We start from the raw sequence: 20677 nt of genomic DNA on the forward strand, positions 1-20677 counted from the left end.
ATACTTTATTAAATAAAAAATTATTTTATACAGGAGGAACTCATCTTATGAAACGTATCTTTTCACTTATTGCACCTGTCGCTATGGTCGGCGTGCTGGCAGCTTGTGGTTCACCTGAAGCTGGCGACGACTCATCTTCTGTCACTATCGGCTATTTCCCTAACCTGGACCACGTTCCTGCAATGGTTGCAAAAGACCAGGAAATGTATGAAAAGAACCTGGAAGACGGCACAGCTGTCGAATATGTAACTTTCGCTGATGGAGCCGACTTTATGACAGCACTGAAAACCGGAGATATTGATGCCGGCCTTGTTGGACCTGGCCCCGCGATGAACAACTACACGAACGGTGCAGACGTTACCATGATTGCTGGCGGCGCTTCAGGCGGTACCGTAGTCATGGCCAGAAATGGCAGCGGCGTTGAGTCTGTTGAAGATTTCGCAGGCAAGACGTTCATTACGCCACGCGTCGGCTGCACACACGATGTGCAATTTGAAACTTTCATGAAAGAGCATGGCATCACTTCTAACCGGATCGGCGGAGAAATGCTACACCAAACTGGCAACCCGGCTCAGTATGAAGCGATGTTCGCTACTGAAAAAGTCGATGTTGCCGTTGCTCCTGAACCCTGGGCTTCTGTACTGAAGCAAAAAACTGGCGCTAAAGTGATTATTGAGCCGGATGAAATTTCATTCGGAACGACCTTGCCGGCTTCCGTTTTGGTGACTTCAAGCAAACTGATTGAGGAAAATCCTGAAATGGTGCAAGGCATTGTTGATGCACATAAAGAAGCGACAGAATTTATCGCACAAAATCCGGATCAGGCAAAAGAGATCACGATCAACACAATCGATGACATCACCGGCCAAAAGCTCGAAGCCTCTATCATTGACGGTGCATGGGAAAACATGATTTTTGATACTGCTCTTGCACCTGAAGAAATTCAAGCATTCGGCGATTCATCGTTCGACTTGAAGTTCCTGAAAGAGCAACCGGATTTCGCTTTATTGACGGATACACAATTCCTTGATTAAAACTTCAATTAGCAGCAGAAATTTTTTCTGCTGCTTTTTTGTATCCTTTTAACAAAAAACTCCTTTTTGAGCTCTTCCTGAAGGTTTTCTAAGTTGGTTTTGCTACACTAGAAGATGGAAATGATTTGTGAAAAAAGGAGCTGTCTATATGCAAAACTTAACAGGAAAAAATGCGTTGATTACAGGAGCTGGGAGAGGGATTGGAAGAGCAACCGCGATTGCTTTTGCTGCAGAAGGAATCAACGTCGGACTTGTGGGACGCACTGCAAGCAATTTGGAGAAAGTTGCAGCAGAGCTGGAGCAGTACGGTGTGAAAACTGTATTTGCTGTTGCTGATGTAGCTGACCCTGAAGCGGTCAATGCAGCAGTCGAGCATATTGCAAGCGAGCTGGGATCAATTGACATTCTGATCAACAATGCCGGGATCGGCAAATTCGGCAAATTCCTGGAACTGTCGGCTGAAGAATTCAAAGGGATTATCGATACCAACTTGATGGGTGTCTACTATGTGACACGTGCCGTCCTGCCGCAAATGATCGAGCGCCAATCAGGGGATATCATCAATATTTCATCAACAGCCGGACAAAAAGGAGCGCCGGTGACAAGTGCTTATAGTGCATCGAAATTCGGTGTCATGGGATTGACGGAATCATTGATGCTGGAAGTCAGAAAACACAATATCCGTGTCAGTGCTTTAACCCCGAGTACCGTTGCCACTGACTTGGCAGTTGAAGCAAATCTGACCGATGGCAACCCCGACAAAGTTATTCAGCCGGAAGATCTCGCTGAAATGATGGTTGCTCAATTGAAGCTGCATCCCCGTGTTTTATTGAAATCGGCTGGACTTTGGTCGACCAACCCTTAAAACCTAAATCCTATAAAAGAGACTGTCCCAAATGTCATTTATAATTGACAAAAGGACAGCCTCTTTTTTTGTATAATATCCATGCCGTTTCATTCGCTTCAGCAGACTCGCGATAAACCGGCTGGGACTGCCGCCTGAATTTTTTTCATTTCAAGTATCCACCTGTGCCGTCTTTTTCATAGACCAAACAACAACCGGAATCAAGAGAAGCGCAAGAAACCCGCCGCCCAAAGACATCACTGCGTAGCTTGACTGGGCCATGACCATTCCCGAAAACCCGCCGCCTGCAGCGCCTGCTAAAGCAACCAGCACATCAACGGTTCCTTGTGTTTTGGCGCGCGTAGATGGATGGGTTGAATCGACAATAAGCGTAGTGCCGCTGATCAATCCGAAATTCCAACCCAGTCCCAACAACGCAAGCGCAACAATCAGAACGGCTAAAGAATCAGCCGGCGCCAATGCGGCTACAACTCCAGCTGCCATAAATGTCACACCAGCTGCTGTTGCCATGACTACCCTTCCTAATTTGTCGACAAGGATTCCCGTGACGATGGATGGCAGATACATCGCAGCAATATGGATGCTGATGACCAGCCCAACGGCTCCCAAATCGTGGCCATGATGCCCCATATGGATCGGCGTCATAGTCATAATGGCAAACATGATCAATTGCGTCAGCACCATAACTGTAGCTCCCAGATACACGCCTTTCTTATTGATGGTTGAATCTACAGGTTCCATATCCGCTTTACTCTCTTGGCGAACTTGCCGATGCTCCTGGATTGCCAGTGACACCAGCAACGGATCCGGCCGCAAGAAAATCAGCAGGACAATCCCAGCCAGAAGATAGGCAATCGCCGCCAAAATAAAAGGTCCGGCTAGAGCCGGAATGCCGATGGATTCGGCAAAACGACCCATCACTCCCACCAAATTAGGGCCGGCAAATGCACCAAACGTTGTCGACACTAAGGCAATGCTGATAGCTGTACCGCGCTGTTTGGCACTCGCCAAATCTGTCCCTGCATAGCGCGCCTGCAAATTAGCGGCTGTTCCGGCACCATAAATCAGCAAAGCGGCAAACAGCAACCAGACATTAGTTGAGAGGGCTGCCAAAATTACTCCAATTGCACCGATTCCGCCAGCTAAAAATCCGGAAGCCAAACCGGTTCTTCGGCTGAAACGTTGGGATACTCTGCCGATCATGAGCGCCGCTGCAGCCGATCCCAGCGTAAACAGTGCCACCGGCAACCCTGCAAAGCGATCCGTCCCCAGCATATCCTGCGCAAGAAGTGCGCCCACTGTCACCCCAGCTGCCAGGCCGGCTCCTCCAAAAATCTGCGACAGCACAACAATCCATAAGGTTCGCCGATACAGCTCCTTGATTTTTTCCGGAGATTCGATATAGCCCTGCAGCATCTGTTGACTGGTTTTTCTGTTCATGTTTTCCCTCGTTTCTATGCCAATTTTCTTAAAGGATTTTGTCATTAAAGCTTTGCATCTAAAAAATCCAATTCTATTCTCAGTATAACGGTTTCCTTAATGTCAATCATTGCCTTTCCAAAATAAAAAGGACCTTTGCAGGCCCTTCTTGGCTTCCCATTCTATTGTGCTTGTCTTTTAGGCAAGCGGCTGTTCTCCTGCATCTATCGGGCGCAGCCATTTTCTCATCTTTTGGCGTTGCCGCTTTTCTCTCGGCATAACTTTTTTAGCACGCTGCAATAAAGATTCCATCTCTGCTTCCGCCTGCAGATTTTCTGGCCAGCAATACTCGGTTAAGAAATAATACAGAAACTGGATAGCTTCAATATGCTCTTCTTGATTGTACGGTGCCAGCATATTCAAATTGCCGATCATCCGTGCCGCTTCCTCTTGGTCTTTGAGCTGTTCCAAATCTGGTCTGTATTTATAATAAAATTTTTTCATATTTCCATAAAGACCGTTCAATTCCTCCAGTTTCACTGGCGACATTTCGTCAGCATGCAATTCACTCATCTGTTCTTCCTCCTTTTCAGCCGCGCGAGAGTTTTCATTGATTCTTTTTGTTCTGTATGTATTAAAAAATACCCTTCTTTGGTCCTAATAAACAAAGATCTTTAGAAATCTTCTATATAATATAAGATGAATAGACTGAAATGGAGTTGTGAGCCAATGGCGAATATGCAAAAAAAGAAGTCAGGCCTCTCTTTTACCTGGCCATGGGTATTGGGGCTGGTCCTTATTCTTCTTGTTGTCGGTGGCTGGATGCTAAAGCCCGAATCCGAGGAAGCAAAAAACTTAACAGCCAGACTGCAGATAACCGTCATTGAAGAACTTGGAGAAAAGAGCAATATGGATAAAGAACGTATCGTAGATATCTCAGTTTATCAGGTGTCATCGGGGTGGGATGCAGAGTTTATCTTAAATGCGGATAAAGGATTCACCACTATTTCAACCAAACAGCTCATGTGGCAGCAGGCAATCGCCATCCTGGCGCCTTTATCAGAATTCGGGGAACTGAAGGATATCTCTATTTCCTGGGTTTACCCAGTGGCTGGGCCAAACGATAAAGTAACTGACCAAAGTGTCATGTCCTTCAGGTTGGACAAGACTACACGCGATCAATTGATTTGGGAAAATGTCGAGCCCTCTCTCCTCCCTGATATTGCATTTGATTACAAAGAACATTCCGTTTTGAATGAATAACAGCAATCAAAAAGGTGAACCGGATTATTCCCGGTTCACCTTTTCCATCCTGCACGATTATTCACAAGCCACAAATCCCGCGACCAGAGCCATCATCTCTGTATTTTCGATGGTCCGAAAATCCAGACATACCCGATCATCTTGAATACGGGTTATGATGGCCGGCTTGGCCCGCCTTAAGCGAGCCGCTAATTGTTCGGAACTTAAAGAGTGATGTTTCACTGCTGCCACATAGGTGGGGATTTCCACTCCCGGCATTGTGCCGCCGCCTATTTGGGAAGTGCTTGCCATGAGTTCACTATGATAGTTCGAAGACTCTGACTGCAACCTATCCACAAAGGACTGTGCCTGCACTTGAATAGCTGCAGCCGGCCGGATTATATCCCGGACCGTGGGCAGCTCATTGATTTTTTCAGGATCGCCCAAATACTGTTTCAGGGTTTCTTCCAGTGCCGCCAAAGTCATTTTATCGACGCGCAGGACACGTGCCAACTGATGCTTTTTCAAGCGGGCGATCAACTCTTTTTTACCGGCAATCAACCCTGCCTGTGGACCGCCCAACAGCTTGTCGCCACTGAAGGAAACGAGGTCTGCACCGCTTTCGATCACTTCACGGACAACCGGTTCATCCCCGATTCCGTGTTTTTTAAAGTCATATAGCGCACCACTGCCCAAGTCTTCATAGAAAATGACGTCATGATGCTTTTTCGCCAATGCGGCTAATTCAGCTGTTTCCACAGTTTCCGTGAAACCGATCATCTTGAAATTGCTGGTATGGACTTTCATGATCATGGCGGTTTCTTCGTTCATTGCCTGCTCGTAATCAAAAAGATGGGTTTTGTTGGTCGTTCCGACTTCGACAAGCCGGGCGCCGCTTTCTTCCATAATAGACGAAACGCGGAAAGAACCGCCGATCTCCACCAATTGGCCGCGAGAGACAATAACTTCCTGCTCTTTGGCCAATGCACTTAGAACAAGAAACACAGCTGCTGCATTATTATTTACGACCATTGCAGCTTCAGCACCGGTTGCTTCCACTAATAAATCTTCAATAATATCGTGGCGCGATCCACGCTTTCCTTCCGTTAAGCGATATTCCAGGTTCGAATAATTTTCTGCTGTTTTTACAACACGGGCGATAGACGTGGCACTTAAACGGGAACGCCCTAAATTGGTGTGCAGAACCGTACCCGTCGCATTGATTACCCGTTCCAAACGGTCTTTCTGCCACTCACTGATCCGGTCTTCAACCAAGTTGAAAAGCTGCCCGGCAAAATCCGGAACTTTTTCTTTAACCAGCGTCTCTTCCGCCAGCAAACTCTGCCGCAGTTTGCCTATTTCTTTTTGCAGGAATTCAGTCAGCTGCACATCGCTCAGATTGAATTCCGTTTCCAGGCTTTTAAAGCGGGGGTCTTTCTGTAATTCATGGATCGCCGGAAGCTGCCGCAAATACTGTTTCATCACTTCTCCTCCATCCAGTAACGCTGGTCTTCTGCCCGTCTCGTATAGTTTTGCTCATCCAGCAATTCCAAAAACGGGATCATGTATTTTCTCGATAAATTAAGGATATCCTTTGCCTGTTTCAAATCAAATGAAGATCCCGTGTTATTTTTCAACAGCTGAAACGCTTCTTGAAACGCAGTCCGGTGGATCAACGTATCTTCCTTTAATCGATAAGCTTGAGAAGTTTCGAGCAAATAAACTGTCAATTCAGCGATTTCCATTTTAGGCAACGGTGATCCAAGGAAATACTCTTCCCATTTCTTCACTTGGAAACCGTCCTTCTCTAACGCAACAATTACCTGTTCCATTCGCGCACGCCACTTTTTCGGTAAATGCGGCTGGAAATGTGCAATCGCTACAAATTGACCAGTTCGCTTGATTTCCTGTTGTTCACCCAATAAGTTCAAACTGTATTCAAGAAGCGGCTTCGGATAGGCCCCACTCGCCGACTGAATCATTTCCGCTTTGCCCATGCCGGTGCGCATTGGAAACTCCTCATGAAATTCCCGCAGCCTTTCCAGAAACTCATCTTTTATTTTAATGAAGGTTTTACTTAAGCTATAGCCTTGTCGCGGAATTTCCATCCACAATCCCGAAGCCACTCCTTCTCCTAAAACAGTTTTCAGGATGCCAGCATCCAGTGAAGTCTGTTGCATCAGCTGCTGTTCATCAAGCAGCTGATATTTGTTCAGTGCATCCGCCACCAAATCCTGCGGCGTCCCTTGTTGGTATTGGCGAAGCATTTCAATGGTTTCTGTGCCAAAGCGGTACTTGCCGCCAGTTGGCTGGATCACCCAACCGCCTCCAATCGTCTCCATTGGACTTGGCCGGCGCAAAATAAACCGGTCGCCCCGGCGGACTACAATTTTTTCATCCAAGCGAATTTGGCATAGTACTTCGTCCGGTGTCTGCTCCAGTTCCTTGCGGTCAAAAAAGACAATCTTCCCCATCACTTCAGATGTGCCGATATGAACTTTGACAGCTGTGCGTTGTTTTAAAGGAGTGAATTTACGGCCAATCACCTGCAATGCAACATCGAGAGTATCCGTCACCAGGAAATTCTCGGAATCCACCAATACATCTCCACGTTTTACAGCTGTCCGATCGATGCCGCCAAGATTGATGGCTGTCCGCTGCCCTGCCCGTGCCTGTTCGCGTTCTTCGTGATGCACTTGAATTTGTCTCGCTTTCACGGGAATTTCTCCCGGCAAGATCAGCAGCTGCGCCGCTTTCCGGACTACTCCTTCATACACGGTCCCTCTGACTACTGTCCCTTGTCCTTGAACCGAAAAAACCTGATCAATCGGCAACCGGAAAGAACCGTAAGCGTCGCGGAATTCGGCAGTATTCAATTCTGTTAGAATCGTCTGCTTCAATTCATCCACCCCACTACCTGAAAGGCTATCGAGCGTGACATAAGGCGCTCCGTGAAAAACAGTTCCCGACAACCGTTCTTTGATATCATCCATCACCAATTCGAGCATCACTTCATCAACCCGATCGATTTTTGAAATGGCCACAATGCAGCGTTTCACTCCCAAAAACTGCAGAATTTCCAGATGTTCTTCTGTCTGCGGCATAATGCCTTCGTCCGCTGCCACCACCAAAATCACCAAATCAATTCCCGCAACGCCCGCAATCATCTGGCGGATAAACCGCTCATGACCCGGCACATCCACAATCGACGCGAAGACACCGTTTTCCAACTGCAAAGGCGCATAGCCCAATTCAATGGAAATGCCCCGTTCTTTCTCTTCTTTTAATCGGTCCGTATCAACATTCGTCAAAGCTTTCGTCAAACTCGTTTTGCCATGATCGATATGCCCAGCCATGCCGATGGTAAAATACCGTTCTTCCATTTTCTTCACACGCCTTCTCTTATTGCTTCTCCCTTTACTTTAGTCTTCACTAAAGGCGGTTTCAAGCCTGAGCCTCACATCCAAACGCATATTTAAGCACCTGTCTTGCACAGAACTTTTTTTCAGTATAAACTTGTACAAGTCCGCTACTACTATATGGGGTTGGATGGGTGACTGGTGTCTTCCTGGGTCTTCAAAACCCTGAGGGGCCTGCGTGCCAGGCTCGGTGGGTTCGATTCCCACACAATCCCGCCAAATACATACCGAAATGCTGAGGCGCCTGTTCAGCTCCGACAGGTGTAAGACGCTCCGGCGAAGCGGCATCTTTTCAGCCGCATAGCCGGAGTGGCTTACGTCCCGAGGAGCTAGGCGCCGAAGCTGGACATAACGAAATGCTGAAGCGCCCATGTAGATTCGACGGGCATAAGACGCACAGCCATCAAAAGATTGCCTTACAGGCAGTCTTTTTTTCTTGCTGAAAGACAAGTTAAGTGACAAGCCATAAAGGCTTACGGATAATCTAATAGACCAGAAGTGTTTATAACTTCTAATCACCGAGTTAAAGGATGAAGAAGATGAAAATTGTTTTAGCTTCACCAAATTATCCACAATTGCGCGGCAATACAATTACCGTTCAGCGTATTGCAGATAACCTGGAAAAATTGGGTATAAATACAGAAATCATCTCGACTACAGACGACAACATCATTCGTTCATTTCCACCAGCCGACATTGTCCATGGATTTCATGCTTATAATTTCTATAAATTTCTGCAAAAGCTGGATCGAATGCCCGACCATTACATTGTCACGATCACAGGCACTGATCTCAACCATGACCTTTTTGATCCGGAGAAACGAAAAGATGTCCTCGCTTCTTTGCACGGAGCAGAAGCCATTCATGTATTCGATGAAAAAGCCAAAAATCTGTTGTTGAAAGAAGTTCCGGGAGTGGCTGATAAAGTGTTTATTATGCCCCAAGGCAATCTCCCTGCTCCCGAAGGAACTTCTCCTGTCAAAAAAGAACCGGGCAGTTTTTTGTTTTTCTTGCCTGCAGGCATTCGAAAAGTCAAAAACATACCTGCTGCAATTTCAATGCTCCATGATTTGCATTTGCGCTATCCACAGCTTCGGCTCTGGCTGGTGGGACCCGTTCTGGAAGAAGCGGAAGGGCAAACCGTTCTCGGCCTTGTTAACCGCCATCAAGAATGGATTCGTTATCTTGGTCAAGTGCCGCATGAAGACATGGCGGCTATTTATCAACAGGCAGACGTGGTCTTGAACACTTCCCTGTCAGAAGGGCAACCTGCAACGATACTTGAAGCGATGGGCTATGCTGTGCCTGTGCTTGCTTCGGATATTCCCGGCAACAGCAGCATCCTTTCCAATGGGGAAACAGGGCTTTTATACAAAAGCCGAAACGAATTCCTTGATTATGCTGAAAAGCTCATGAATAATAACAAAATAAGGGAAAGTATTGGCCATGCCGCTGAAGCTTATGTGAGAAAACATCATTCAAGTGAACGCGAAGCCGAAACTTTGCTGGAAATTTACAAGCGTATTGTAAAATAAAAAAATTTACATTGTATAATAGAATATGATTTTGAAAAGGAGAGATTGACATGGTTGAAAAAGAAACTGTAAAACTAACTTCTTTATCTACAAAAGGCGGTTGAGGCTGCAAAATTGGTCCTGAGGACCTGGCGCAGGTTCTGCGTCACTTACCGAAAAATGTAGATGATCCCAACCTTTTGGTCGGCCTGGAAACAGCTGACGATGCAGGTGTTTATAAAATCAATGATGAAACAGCATTAGTACAGACTTTGGATTTCTTTACCCCGATTGTGGACGATGCCTATATGTTCGGCCAAATTGGTGCAGCAAATGCCTTAAGCGATGTTTATGCGATGGGTGGCAAGCCGCTGACTGTCATGAATATTGTCGCTTTCCCAATCAACACATTGGATAAAAGCATTTTAGCTGATATCCTGGCTGGTGCTTCTGACAAGGTCAAGGAATCAGGCGCCACTTTGGTCGGCGGCCATTCAATCGATGATCAGGAACCGAAATTCGGACTTTCCGTAACCGGCACAATCCACCCCGACCGGATCCGTTCCAACGCCGGTGCAAAACCGGGAGACCGGCTGATTTTGACCAAACCGATTGGTGTTGGCATCTTAACGACTGCCATCAAACAAGGTATTTTGGAAAAAGAGGATTTGGATGAAGTCATGAATGTCATGGCCACATTGAATAAAACCGCAGCAGAAGTGATGGAAAAATACACCGTCAATGCCTGTACGGACGTGACCGGATTTGGCTTGCTTGGCCATACGATGGAAATCGCCAAAGGCGGCAATGTCGGCGTAACCGTGACAAACCAGGATGTCCCTGTCCTGAAGCGTGCAAAAGAGCTCGCCGAACAAAATGTCATTCCAGGCGGCACGAGAAAAAACCGTCAATGGCTTGCAGATGACATCGATTATGCCGATAACATCAGTGAAATCGATCAATTGATCTTATGTGATGCTGTCACTTCTGGAGGACTGCTGATATCAGTCCCTGAATCAGAAGCCGAGGCTTTGCAGCAGGAGCTGTTGGAAAACCACGTCCAATCAGCCATTATCGGCAATGTAAGCAGTGACAATGCCGGACGGATCCAAGTAGTTTAAGATCACCGGCTGTTCAAAAGAATGAAAAGCTTAAAATTAAGCTTTGTGCAAGGACTCTGCAGGAGTCCTTGTTTTGATATATGCTCTATACCCAAAACGATAAAGAGGTGCTTGTATTGAAAAAATGGATTTTAACCGTTTCTATACTTTTGCTGGCCTTGTTCCTGTCAGCCTGCGGAAACGATTCAGCTGAAGAAGAAAGTTCAACAACAGGCGACACCCAGGAACCCTTCACTATCGGTGTAATTCCAGCCCAAACAGAAGGTGAAATGCAGACGGCAATGGATAAACTGCAAACTATCCTTGCTGAAGAATTGGATCGCGAAGTCGAAATTGAAGTATATCCCGACTACAATGGCGTCGTTGAATCCATGAATTACGATCAAATTGATATGGCTTACCTTGGTCCGTTAACCTATGTAATCGCTGAAGCAAACAGCAATGCCAAAGCCATCATTACCCAATTGGTTGATGGCGAACCTTTCTACAATGCCTATATCATCACTCATACAGACAATCCAGTTGCTTCTTTAGACGAGTTATTGGAAAATCCCGGTGAAGTGCAGTTCGCTTTCGGCGATCCAAATTCAACTTCCGGTTCCTTGATTCCATCTATTGAACTGCAGGACCGCGGTGTCTATGAGTCTGAGCAGGAAAATGAATTTGAAACTGTCCGTTTTACCGGATCACACGATGCAACGGCATTGGCTGTTCAAAACAAACAAGTTGATGCAGGTGCTATCGACAGCGCCATTTATAATCAATTATTGGAATCAGGTAAAATCGATGAAGACCAATTAAAAATCATCTGGGAGTCTGAGCCTTTGTTCCAATACCCATGGGCTGTGCTTGAAAGCACTGATGATGAAACTGTCGCAAAACTGCGGGAAGCATTTTTGGCGATAGAAGATCCCGAAATCCTTGATGCATTCGGCGCAACCGGTTTTACGGAAGCTGACAATGCAGATTACGAAAGCATCAAACAAGCCGCGATAAAGCAAGGAATCATTGAAGAATAGAGTTGATTAGCTTGTGGTTTAAGAAAAGCAATTTTATTACAGTATTAATCGTTCTGGTGCTGATTTATTTCAGCATGAGGATTACGGAGTTCGACCTCACTAAGTTCAAGGATTTCCGCAACATGATCGACTTCCTGGCCCAATGGTGGCCGATGGATTTTTCCAAGTTGCCGGGTATGCTGGAAGATACATTCGAAACTTTGGCCATGGCCTTTCTGGGAAGTGTCTTCGGTTTATTGATCGCTTTGCCGATCAGCTTCCTTGCGGCACGCAATACCGCGCCTTCAAAGGCCCTTTTCCAATTTACACGTGTCACACTCAGCTTTGTACGTTCCATCCCTGAAATTGTATTCGGCTTGATTTTGCTGACAACACTCGGTCTCGGACCATTTCCCGCTGTCATCGCCATTATGTTCCATAATATCGGCGTTTTTGGGAAGCTTGTTTCCGAGTTGATCGAAGCCGCCGATCCGGGTCCACAGGAAGCGATGCGTGCAGTCGGCGCCAAAAACTGGCTGGCCAATCTGTTCAGCATCCTTCCACAAATTTGGCCGAATGTCCTGTCCCAGTTTTTCTATCGCTTTGAAGTCGCAATCCGCACTTCACTTATTTTAGGATTCATCGGCGGCGGCGGTATTGGCCAACGCCTATTCAATGACTTTAAAACGTTTCAATACTCTTCCGTGTCGTTGGATGTCTTGATCATCATGATCATGGTTATTGCCATCGACTTTTTGGCCAGTACCATTCGAAATCGCGTCATTTAAAGGAGTGGCTATATGATTCAAGTGAAGAATTTAACTGTACGTTACCCGGATATGAAAACCGAAGCACTTGCTGATGTCAGCCTGTCTCTCGAAAAAGGCGATTTCGTCTGTGTGCTAGGCAAAAGTGGTGCGGGAAAGTCAACATTCATCCGTTGCCTGAACGGCCTCCAAAAGCCGACTGGCGGGGAAATCCATTTCGATGGACAAGACATTTCTTTTCATAACGAAGAACAGCTGCGCAAAGTACGCCGGCAGACCGGGATGATCTTTCAACATTTCAGCCTGATTCCTCGCTTAAGCGTCATGCAAAATGTCCTGACCGGCATGTTCGGCTACCGTTCTTCCTTCAAAAATCTGATTGGTTGGTTCACAGCCGAGGAGTTGGCTTTGGCTAAAAAAGTCATTGAGGATGTTGGCTTGTCGGAAATGGCTTATCGGAAAGTCGAGCAGCTGAGCGGCGGACAAAAGCAGCGCGTGGGCATTGCCCGCGCTCTGGCACAACAGCCCAAAGTTCTGCTTGGAGACGAACCGGTCGCAAGCTTGGACCCCGGCACTTCCAATCATATCTTCACGCTGCTGACGGAAATGCATGAGCGTTTGAACCTGCTGACCATCATCAATGTTCATGACATTGAATTGGCGAAACGCTATGCTACCCGCATCCTGGCGTTAAAAGACGGCAAGTTGATCTTCGACGGGCCACCTGAAAAATTCTCTGATTCCCAATACCGGGAAACTTATACATCCGAACCGCAAACGGCTTATTTCGATGCTGGAATTTGACAGCAAAAGGAGATGATCTTCGTGATTAAAAGTCCATGAGCAGTTGACCAATCCAGGGTCGTGTACGACTCTACTCACCCGCAAATCGTAACGCTCAATCAAGACGGCAGCAACAAGTCTGTGGTCCTCAGTTTTGACGATGGCCCAAGCAAAGTGCTGCCGCAGATTTTAGACATCCTGAAACAGGAAGCCGTGCCTGCCCTGTTCTTTTGGCAGTCTCGCCTGTTATATCCGGCAAGGCCATGGCAACGGCTGCTGGACGAGGGACATGTTGTCGGCACACATTCCATGAAACACCGCAATTTGGTGCAGCTGTCCTACGAGGAACAATACCTGGATCTCAAGAACAGCGTAACCCATATTGAAAGCATCACCGGCACACCGGTTAATTATTTCCGTCCGCCCTATGGACGTTTTGATTCCAATACCTTAAAAGCAGCAAAGGCATTAGGCTTAACAACCGTCTTGTGGCGAATTGCCTCGATGGATTGGGAACTGAAAGACAATCCCGATCAAATCATTCGCTATGTGGCAGAAAACCTGGAGGATGGCGCCATCATTCTCTTGCATGAATTAGAGCAAACCGTAGCTATCCTGCCTCAACTGATCCAAGCCATCAAAAAACAGGGCTACAGCTTCTCTTTGCTTCATGAATAGTAAAAAACAGCGCCGATTTCCGGCGCTGTTTTTTTATTGACACTCGTTTTAATTGTCGTCTTGAGTAGAAGGCGGTGGCCAGGCACCGATCAAACGGCGGGCAAAGACCACCTGTCCACCATGGTAGCTATTGTGATTGATGAGAACCATCAACAAATCTGCAGGCGTTCTTTTTCTTCCCCCGATTCCTTCTTCCAATGAATCTTTGGAAGCTTGCTGCGTCGCTCTTCCCAAGCCTTTCAAAAATCGGGTTACCGCGTCTGTATATTCTTTTTCGTTTGAAGGAGACGGAGAACTGGGCCATGATTTTAAATCTTCAGGACTTTCCGTTTTTTCTTCATTCAACTCCACCAATATAAAATCCTGCCAGTAATTCATATGAAACAACAGTTCCCAGACAGAATGGGGACTGCCTTCCGGTTTTTCGCCAGCCTGTTCCCAACTCAAACCATCAAATAGCATGTCCGTCTGATAATGTGCATACTTTCCTTGCAGCCCGTTCTGTAAATAACGATTGATCATCCAACATTCCTCCTTCGCATATTATTAATAAAGATTCAACGAAAAAGTCTAAATCCCTTTCAAAAGCGTTGAACCCTATTCAGTTAGGCCGAGAACTGTTTTTTTGCTACATGTGATAAACAAGCCAGCGGGAGAACTGTGGATAGACCAGATAGCTCTACTAACAAAATTTCTTATACAGATGCCAATCATTCTCCGTGCTCGTGCAAAGTGACACTTTCAATGTAATTGATGAAGCGCCTCAATTCTTTGGATTGCTCTCTTGTGATGTCGCCTGCAGCATACATCTGATAAATCTCTGAGCGGCCCATATCCATGACAATGACCCGCAATTCTTCTTTCTGCAGCTCATATTTCTCATCATACAAAGCTTCCGGCTTTTTCAAACGGCTGATCATCTGCTTGTAATCAGAGATGACTGCATCCACAATTTTTTTAGGTTTATATTTTCCAGCTGTTTTTTCAAGCCCTTGCAACGCTGCCTGCAATGCGTGCAACTGAATTTCGCGCCCTTCCTGGAATTCAACCAAACGCGTCTCTTCTTCTTTGAGATTCTGTCCTCTAAAGCGCCGCCATGCCCGAATCAGCTTACCTTGCAAATACAAGAACGTTGAACGCGTAGTATCAGCAATCACTTCTTCCCGTCGGTCCAAAGAACTTTCAAAGGCTTCGTAAACTTCACCAGTCAGGTCTTTTTTGCGATGGAGCTCCTGAATGTATTTTCGTTCAAGCTTCAGTGCCTGCAGGCGGACTTCCCGCATTTTCCGCTGATATTTTTTATTCGCTTGCTCTGCCGCATCTTCTTCTGGCTGAATCTGCTGGAACCGCAATTTGTATTCATCCATCAATTCGTAAGCGGCGGCTTCATTTTCTTCTGTTATTTCAGATTTGATTTTTTTGATTGAATCAAGCAAAATGCGGCGCCGTGCTTCTTCCAAATCCATTTTCAATTCTTCTTTCCCTTCGGACAGCTGCCCCTTGCTGAGCAGCGGCAGCAGAATCGTCGCAACGATCAACGTAAATAAAATCGTCCCTGCAGCTAAAAAGAGAATGAGTGAACGATTGGGAAAGGCCTCTCCGGTATCCAATAGAAAAGGCAATGACAAGACCCCGACCATCGTTACTGTTCCGCGTACTCCCGTTAAACTGACGTATAAGGTTAATTTCAAACTTGGTTTAGCGGCTTCTTCCATTTTACCGAAGCGGTATTCGTAAACGGAAAACAGATAAGCCCAAACAAAACGGATTCCAAGAATCATTAAACCGATAGCAACCACATATGAAAAAATCAGCCATAAGCTGGAATTCGGATTTTCCAGAACACCGCTCATTGAGGTGGGGATATTCAAGCCAAGCAACAGGAACACAATACCGTTCAAAACAAAGAGAATGATTGTCCAAATATTCTCAGTCGCCACTTGTTCTTCGGCTATAAAGGTTTCAGTCTGCTCCCTAACCAGGGAATGCACAATTCCCGCAACCACCACCGCGATGACACCGGAAGCATGGAGAATATCTTCTGTGACAATGAAAATCAAAAACGGAGTCATGATCTGCAACAGGGTATGAAACGTTACATCATTGATGCCTTGCTTACGGAGAACCAAACGGATTCCAATAATCAGCAATCCGAGTAGGAGACCCAACAAACCGCCAGCAAAAAATTTATAAGAAAAGTCCAAAACAGCTTCCGACAACGAAAAATACCCCGTGACAACAGCCGTCACCGCATAGTTAAATGCCACAAGACCTGAGGCGTCATTAATCAGTGACTCGCCTCTCACCAGACTCAGCACTTTCTGCGGAATCCGAATTCGCTGTGCAATACCGTTCACTGCCACCGGATCCGTAGGCGACAGGATAGCCGCTAAGGCAAATGCAGCAGCAAGCGGAATCTCATCAATCAGCCAGTGAATAAAATAACCGCCGACGATGGTTGTCAGCAACACTAGAATAATGGCATTGCCTAAGATAGGACCTTTCATTTGCCAGAGTTCTTCCCGCGGAAAATGGCGGCCGTCATTAAATAACAACGGTGCAATAAACAGCAGCAAAAACCATTCCGTTTCGATTTCAAAGGAAATGTCCTGATAAACCAAAACCAAAATAATTCCAAGAGCCACTTGGATTAATGCGGTAGGGATAAAAGGAATATAATGGCTCACGACATTTGAAATAAGTAGACAAATCAGCAAAAGAAAGATGGTAAGCAATAAGTCCATAACTGTTCTCCATTCCGCTCTAATTTTGAGCCTTCTCAATATGAGTAGTTTATGTATACCCAAAATCTGTTGCTGCATACGCAGATTCGGAGTATTTCGTTCAGAGTTTTGATCTTGCAGCCCTTTGTTTCTGTTAAATTATTTTCTTCAACTCAAAGATCTTGTTATGTGAATTCGAGTATAGGTAGTTAAAATACTCAGGAGGTGCTTCCATGTTCTATCTGAGCCTGGCGTTTATTATCGGTTTCATGATAATTCATATCTTTACGAATTACATTAAGTTCCTGGATCGCAAACCGAAAAACAGGTTAATGTCTTTTGTATCCGGCGGCTCGATTGCTTACGTCTTCCTGCACCTGGTCCCTGAGTTGACCCATTATCAAGAAGTAGCCGAAGAGGCTCATTTGCCGACTTGGTTGGAAAACCTTGATTATGTGACTTACCTTGCGACTCTTGCCGGCATCGCTTTTTTCTACGGAATCAGTCAATTGAATGACAAATCCCAAGAAAGAAACAAAAGAGAAAAAGACCTCACACGACCGAGCAAACCGGTTTTCGCATTGGATATTCTTTCGTTTTCCCTTTATAACGTGCTGATCGGCTATTTGCTTATTGATTTGAGCGGCGACAAGCTCATCGATTACTTCATTTACTTTATTGTTTTTTCCTTTCATTTTATCGCCAATAATCGGGTCCTGCATTTGACCCACGAAGAACTTTATACCCGAATTGGCCGCTGGACCCTTGCTTTGTCCGTATTAGCTGGATGGGTACTTTATAATTTCACGGAAACTACCGAGTTGAATATTGCGTTTTTCTCTGCATTCCTTACTGGAGGCGTCATTTTGAATATCTTAAACGATGAACTTCCAGTCGAGAAAAACAGCAGCTATCCTTCATTTGTCGTTGGCCTAGTTATTATCACTGTATTATTGCAAGTCATCCTGTAAGGGATGACCTTTTGGTTTGAATGTTTACTTTTCACCTTAAAGTGGTACAAAAGATATATGTATTAATCTGAAAAATCTGATATTAATAAAAGAGTAACATCAGGACCGTCAGACAAATTGTCGGAATGGGGGAATTTCAGATGAAGATTATTGTAGCAGGAGGAGACGGATTTTGCGGATGGCCCACTGCTTTGTATTTATCTCAAAAAGGACACGATATATCAATTGTGGATAGTATGGTCAGAAGGCATATTGATGAAGAGTTAGGATCCAATTCACTCACACCGATTGCCACCCTCGAAGAACGGGTAGCTAAATGGAAGGAGTTAACCGGAAAAGAAATACGTACATATGAAGGCGATCTGCAGGATTTTGATTTCTTGAAGATGGTCCTTGAAAAAGAGCAGCCCGAAGCATTTGTCCATTATGCGGAGCAGCGTTCTGCCCCGTACTCCATGATTGACCGGGAACACGCGATTTATACCCAGGTCAACAATGTGGTCGGAACACTCAATGTACTTTATGGGATAAAAGACATTGTACCGAATTGCCATTTGATCAAGCTGGGGACCATGGGTGAATACGGGACACCGAATATTCCGATTGAAGAAGGTTATTTGGATATCGAGCATAAAGGCCGAAAAGACCGGCTGCCCTTTCCAAAGCAACCAGGTTCTTATTATCACCTTTCCAAAGTACACGACAGCCATAACATCATGTTCGCTTGCCGGGTTTGGGGAATTCGTGCAACTGATTTGAACCAAGGGGTCGTGTACGGGCTATCCACAAACGAAACCAGCTTGGACCCGATTCTTGCCAACCGCCTCGATTACGATTCTGTATTCGGTACTGCGCTGAACCGCTTTATCATTCAGGCAGCCATTGGCCATGACCTGACTGTCTACGGAAAAGGCGGACAGACACGCGGCTTTTTGAATATCGAAGACACCGTGCGCTGCATTGAAATTGCAGCTGAAAACCCAGCTGACGTCGGGGAGTTCCGTGTTTTCAATCAGTTTACAGAAGAATTCTCGGTCACGGAACTGGCTCAGATGGTCAAAGAAGCAGCAGCAAAAGTAGGATTGTCCGTGAACATTGCTCATCTGGAAAATCCTCGGGTTGAAAAAGAAGAGCATTTCTATGAAGCAACCAATACGAGCTTGCTAGATCTGGGATTAAAACCGCATCTATTGACTGAAGATGTTATTGGAAGTATTTTAAAGACCGCTGTTGATCATAAAGATCGTGTCATCAAAGAAAACGTCCTGCCGACTGTTACCTGGAAGTAAGTAGTCGGCGCCGAACCGAATATTTTCGGAGGGAGCTGTTTCTATGAAGATCATGATCGTCACCGAAACTTTTCTGCCTTCTACGGACGGAATCGTTACGCGATTGACAGCCTGTATCCGTTGGCTTCACCGTGATGGCCACGAAGTCCAAATCGTTGCACCAGATTTAGGTGTTCGTGAATTTGACGGGGCTTTCATAAAAGGAGTCCCTGCTTTCGCGTTCCCATTTTATCGTTCCAAAAAATTCGCTTTCCCCAATCCTGTAGTCAAAAAATATATGGCAGCGTTTAATCCGGATATCGTTCACGTCGTCAATCCTGCAGTTGTCGGTTATTCCGGAGTCACTTACGCAAAAGAGCTGGACATCCCGTTGATTGCTTCCTACCATACCCACATCCCTCAGTATATGTCCTATTACAAATTGGGCAAATTGGATTGGCTGATGTGGTGGTTTATGAAAAAGATGCACAATCAGGCTGACCTCAACTTATGCACTTCGCATACTGTTTTGGAGGAGTTAAATAAAAAGGGCTTTGAACGGATGCAAGTCTGGAAGCGTGGCGTTGATACACAACAATTCCATCCGAAGCATTCCAGTACAGCTATGCGCAGCAGGTTATCCGGGGGACAACCGGATAAAATTCTCCTTCTCTACGTTGGCCGCCTGGCAGCTGAAAAAGAAATCGAAAAAATCCGGGATGTCTTAACTGCCTCAAACCAATTTTGTTTGGCACTTGTCGGAGATGGCCCGCACCGAAAGCAACTCGAAAAACATTTTGCTGGTACACCCACCGTATTTACCGGCTTTATTCATGGACAGGAACTGGCTTCAGCTTTTGCTTCATCTGATGCGTTCATCTTCCCTTCCACTACCGAGACCCTGGGGCTGGTCATCATGGAAGCGATGGCTTCGGGTCTTCCGGTAGTGGCAGCTGAAAGTGGACCTACAAAAGAACAAGTTACCCATCAGAGAAACGGACTGCTCTATAATTCAAAAGATCCGGACAGTTTCAAGGAAACCATTCACTTATTGGAGAACAGCGTGTTTCGAAAACAGCTGGCTCAACAAGCAGTTGCTGATGTGGCAGAATTGGGCTGGGCTGCCGCCGCAGAACAAATTCGGGATTTGTACAGACAGGTAGCCGATGCGAAGACCGCGAATTCCTTGGAAGCAGCTGAATAAGGGATTCAGCATTCCGCCAGAACTGAGGAGCCTCATGGGAAACAACGAAAAATCAAAAACTTCTATCCAAACTTTGCAGTTTACGATTATCGGTTTATCGAATGCGGCGGTGGATATCGGTTCGCTCAATTTGTTATTGCTGTTGCACCCGACGAATCAAAATCTCACTTTGACGACTTTCAATACCATCGCCTATTGCTTAGCAGTAAGTAATAGTTATCTCTGGAACTCCATGATCACCTTTCGCCATACCGCTCGAGGAAACTCTAAGCAACGGTTTGGCTTTTTCCTGCAAGCCCTGTTCAGCCTGTTGATTAATAACGGCGTTTTCCTGTTGTTCAATTTCCTTTTCCAATTCATTGGCATGCCAGCATGGATTCGCCATAATTCAGCAAAAGCTGCGGCAATGTTCGCTTCCTTTACAGCCAGTTTCTTTATGATGAAGTACTTTGTTTTTAAAGAACAGCCAAGGCGAAACAGCCGTTTCTAAGTATATATACGCCAAACGCCTGTCGATACCAGATAGGCGTTTTATGAAATTTCCAAAGATCTTTTCATATCCCCCACATTATGGATCACAAAAAAATAAAGGCATAAAAATAATCCATTCGATGCCTATGGTTAAAACGCCAATTCCGTAGTATTCTAAATTAAAGACTATTTGATTAAAT

The 20677-nt window shown here is 45.7% G+C and carries 19 protein-coding genes and 1 tRNA gene; 14 read left to right on the forward strand and 6 right to left on the reverse strand.

Annotated features, from left to right (window positions below; translation table 11 throughout):
* The first annotated feature begins 47 nt into the window (after nucleotides 1–47).
* Nucleotides 48–1034, forward strand: coding sequence for an ABC transporter substrate-binding protein (locus tag QMA01_RS13725; protein ID WP_191716132.1), 987 nt, complete (start codon nucleotides 48–50; stop codon nucleotides 1032–1034).
* Nucleotides 1035–1182: 148 nt separating this feature from the next.
* A complete protein-coding gene (locus QMA01_RS13730; protein ID WP_191716133.1) occupies nucleotides 1183–1899 on the forward strand; it encodes a 3-ketoacyl-ACP reductase in 717 nt (238 codons plus the stop codon).
* Between the two features lie 150 nt (nucleotides 1900–2049).
* Here the strand turns inward: QMA01_RS13730 and QMA01_RS13735 are convergent, their stop codons facing one another.
* Together QMA01_RS13735 and QMA01_RS13740 are read right to left on the reverse strand one after the other, a co-directional pair.
* Nucleotides 2050–3339 (reverse strand): MFS transporter, encoded by a 1290-nt coding sequence (locus tag QMA01_RS13735; protein WP_290215218.1) that lies wholly within the window; start codon nucleotides 3337–3339, stop codon nucleotides 2050–2052.
* 177 nt (nucleotides 3340–3516) lie between these two features.
* Nucleotides 3517–3891 carry a hypothetical protein gene (locus QMA01_RS13740; protein WP_290215219.1) on the reverse strand — a complete coding sequence of 125 codons (375 nt, stop codon included), beginning with the start codon at nucleotides 3889–3891 and terminating at the stop codon, nucleotides 3517–3519.
* 156 nt (nucleotides 3892–4047) lie between these two features.
* Here QMA01_RS13740 and QMA01_RS13745 point away from each other — a divergent pair, with 156 nt between their 5' ends.
* Complete coding sequence (locus QMA01_RS13745; RefSeq protein WP_290215220.1) at nucleotides 4048–4581, forward strand: hypothetical protein; 534 nt, start codon at nucleotides 4048–4050, stop codon at nucleotides 4579–4581.
* 57 nt (nucleotides 4582–4638) lie between these two features.
* Here the strand turns inward: QMA01_RS13745 and selA are convergent, their stop codons facing one another.
* Both selA and selB read right to left on the reverse strand, forming a co-directional pair.
* Nucleotides 4639–6042, reverse strand: a complete 1404-nt coding sequence (gene selA / locus QMA01_RS13750; RefSeq protein WP_290215221.1) for an L-seryl-tRNA(Sec) selenium transferase — start codon at nucleotides 6040–6042, stop codon at nucleotides 4639–4641.
* Nucleotides 6042–7943, reverse strand: a complete 1902-nt coding sequence (selB, locus tag QMA01_RS13755) for a selenocysteine-specific translation elongation factor (protein WP_290185797.1) — start codon at nucleotides 7941–7943, stop codon at nucleotides 6042–6044. Before selB ends, selA begins: the two co-directional genes overlap by 1 nt.
* 158 nt (nucleotides 7944–8101) lie before the next feature.
* Here selB and QMA01_RS13760 point away from each other — a divergent pair.
* From QMA01_RS13760 to QMA01_RS13790, 7 genes are all read left to right on the forward strand, one after another.
* A tRNA-Sec gene (locus QMA01_RS13760) sits at nucleotides 8102–8198 on the forward strand.
* Between the two features lie 320 nt (nucleotides 8199–8518).
* Nucleotides 8519–9514, forward strand: coding sequence for a glycosyltransferase (locus QMA01_RS13765; RefSeq protein WP_290185716.1), 996 nt, complete (start codon nucleotides 8519–8521; stop codon nucleotides 9512–9514).
* 50 nt (nucleotides 9515–9564) lie between these two features.
* Nucleotides 9565–10614, forward strand: a complete 1050-nt coding sequence (selD, locus tag QMA01_RS13770; RefSeq protein ID WP_191716139.1) for a selenide, water dikinase SelD — start codon at nucleotides 9565–9567, stop codon at nucleotides 10612–10614.
* Between the two features lie 116 nt (nucleotides 10615–10730).
* The gene (gene phnD / locus QMA01_RS13775) at nucleotides 10731–11633 is read left to right on the forward strand and encodes a phosphate/phosphite/phosphonate ABC transporter substrate-binding protein (protein WP_203340817.1); all 903 of its coding nucleotides are present in this window, start codon (nucleotides 10731–10733) and stop codon (nucleotides 11631–11633) included.
* An 11-nt stretch (nucleotides 11634–11644) separates the two neighbouring features.
* Nucleotides 11645–12400: a phosphonate ABC transporter, permease protein PhnE gene (gene phnE / locus QMA01_RS13780; protein WP_191716141.1), complete on the forward strand. Its 756-nt coding sequence runs from the start codon at nucleotides 11645–11647 to the stop codon at nucleotides 12398–12400.
* A gap of 12 nt (nucleotides 12401–12412) precedes the next feature.
* Nucleotides 12413–13183, forward strand: coding sequence for a phosphonate ABC transporter ATP-binding protein (phnC, locus tag QMA01_RS13785; RefSeq protein WP_290215222.1), 771 nt, complete (start codon nucleotides 12413–12415; stop codon nucleotides 13181–13183).
* A gap of 60 nt (nucleotides 13184–13243) precedes the next feature.
* Entirely contained in the window at nucleotides 13244–13840 is a 597-nt protein-coding gene (locus tag QMA01_RS13790) for a polysaccharide deacetylase family protein (protein ID WP_290215223.1), read from the forward strand.
* Nucleotides 13841–13888: 48 nt separating this feature from the next.
* On the opposite strand, the gene QMA01_RS13795 is transcribed toward QMA01_RS13790, so the two are convergent.
* Together QMA01_RS13795 and QMA01_RS13800 are read right to left on the reverse strand one after the other, a co-directional pair.
* Nucleotides 13889–14362 (reverse strand): DinB family protein, encoded by a 474-nt coding sequence (locus QMA01_RS13795; protein WP_191716143.1) that lies wholly within the window; start codon nucleotides 14360–14362, stop codon nucleotides 13889–13891.
* 188 nt (nucleotides 14363–14550) lie between these two features.
* The gene (locus QMA01_RS13800; protein WP_290215224.1) at nucleotides 14551–16584 is read right to left on the reverse strand and encodes a Na+/H+ antiporter; all 2034 of its coding nucleotides are present in this window, start codon (nucleotides 16582–16584) and stop codon (nucleotides 14551–14553) included.
* Between the two features lie 212 nt (nucleotides 16585–16796).
* Between QMA01_RS13800 and QMA01_RS13805 the strand changes: the two genes are divergently transcribed.
* The 4 genes from QMA01_RS13805 (at nucleotide 16797) to QMA01_RS13820 (ending at nucleotide 20496) form a co-directional block, all read left to right on the forward strand.
* On the forward strand, nucleotides 16797–17534 hold the full coding sequence (locus QMA01_RS13805; RefSeq protein WP_290215225.1) for a hypothetical protein: 738 nt from the start codon (nucleotides 16797–16799) through the stop codon (nucleotides 17532–17534).
* Nucleotides 17535–17674: 140 nt separating this feature from the next.
* Nucleotides 17675–18823, forward strand: coding sequence for an NAD-dependent epimerase/dehydratase family protein (locus tag QMA01_RS13810; RefSeq protein ID WP_290215226.1), 1149 nt, complete (start codon nucleotides 17675–17677; stop codon nucleotides 18821–18823).
* A gap of 43 nt (nucleotides 18824–18866) precedes the next feature.
* On the forward strand, nucleotides 18867–20006 hold the full coding sequence (locus tag QMA01_RS13815; RefSeq protein ID WP_290215227.1) for a glycosyltransferase family 4 protein: 1140 nt from the start codon (nucleotides 18867–18869) through the stop codon (nucleotides 20004–20006).
* Between the two features lie 34 nt (nucleotides 20007–20040).
* A complete protein-coding gene (locus QMA01_RS13820) occupies nucleotides 20041–20496 on the forward strand; it encodes a GtrA family protein (protein WP_290215228.1) in 456 nt (151 codons plus the stop codon).
* Nucleotides 20497–20677: the final 181 nt, after the last annotated feature.

It is taken from the genome of Planococcus notacanthi (assembly GCF_030407825.1).
Classification (GTDB): domain Bacteria; phylum Bacillota; class Bacilli; order Bacillales_A; family Planococcaceae; genus Planococcus; species Planococcus notacanthi.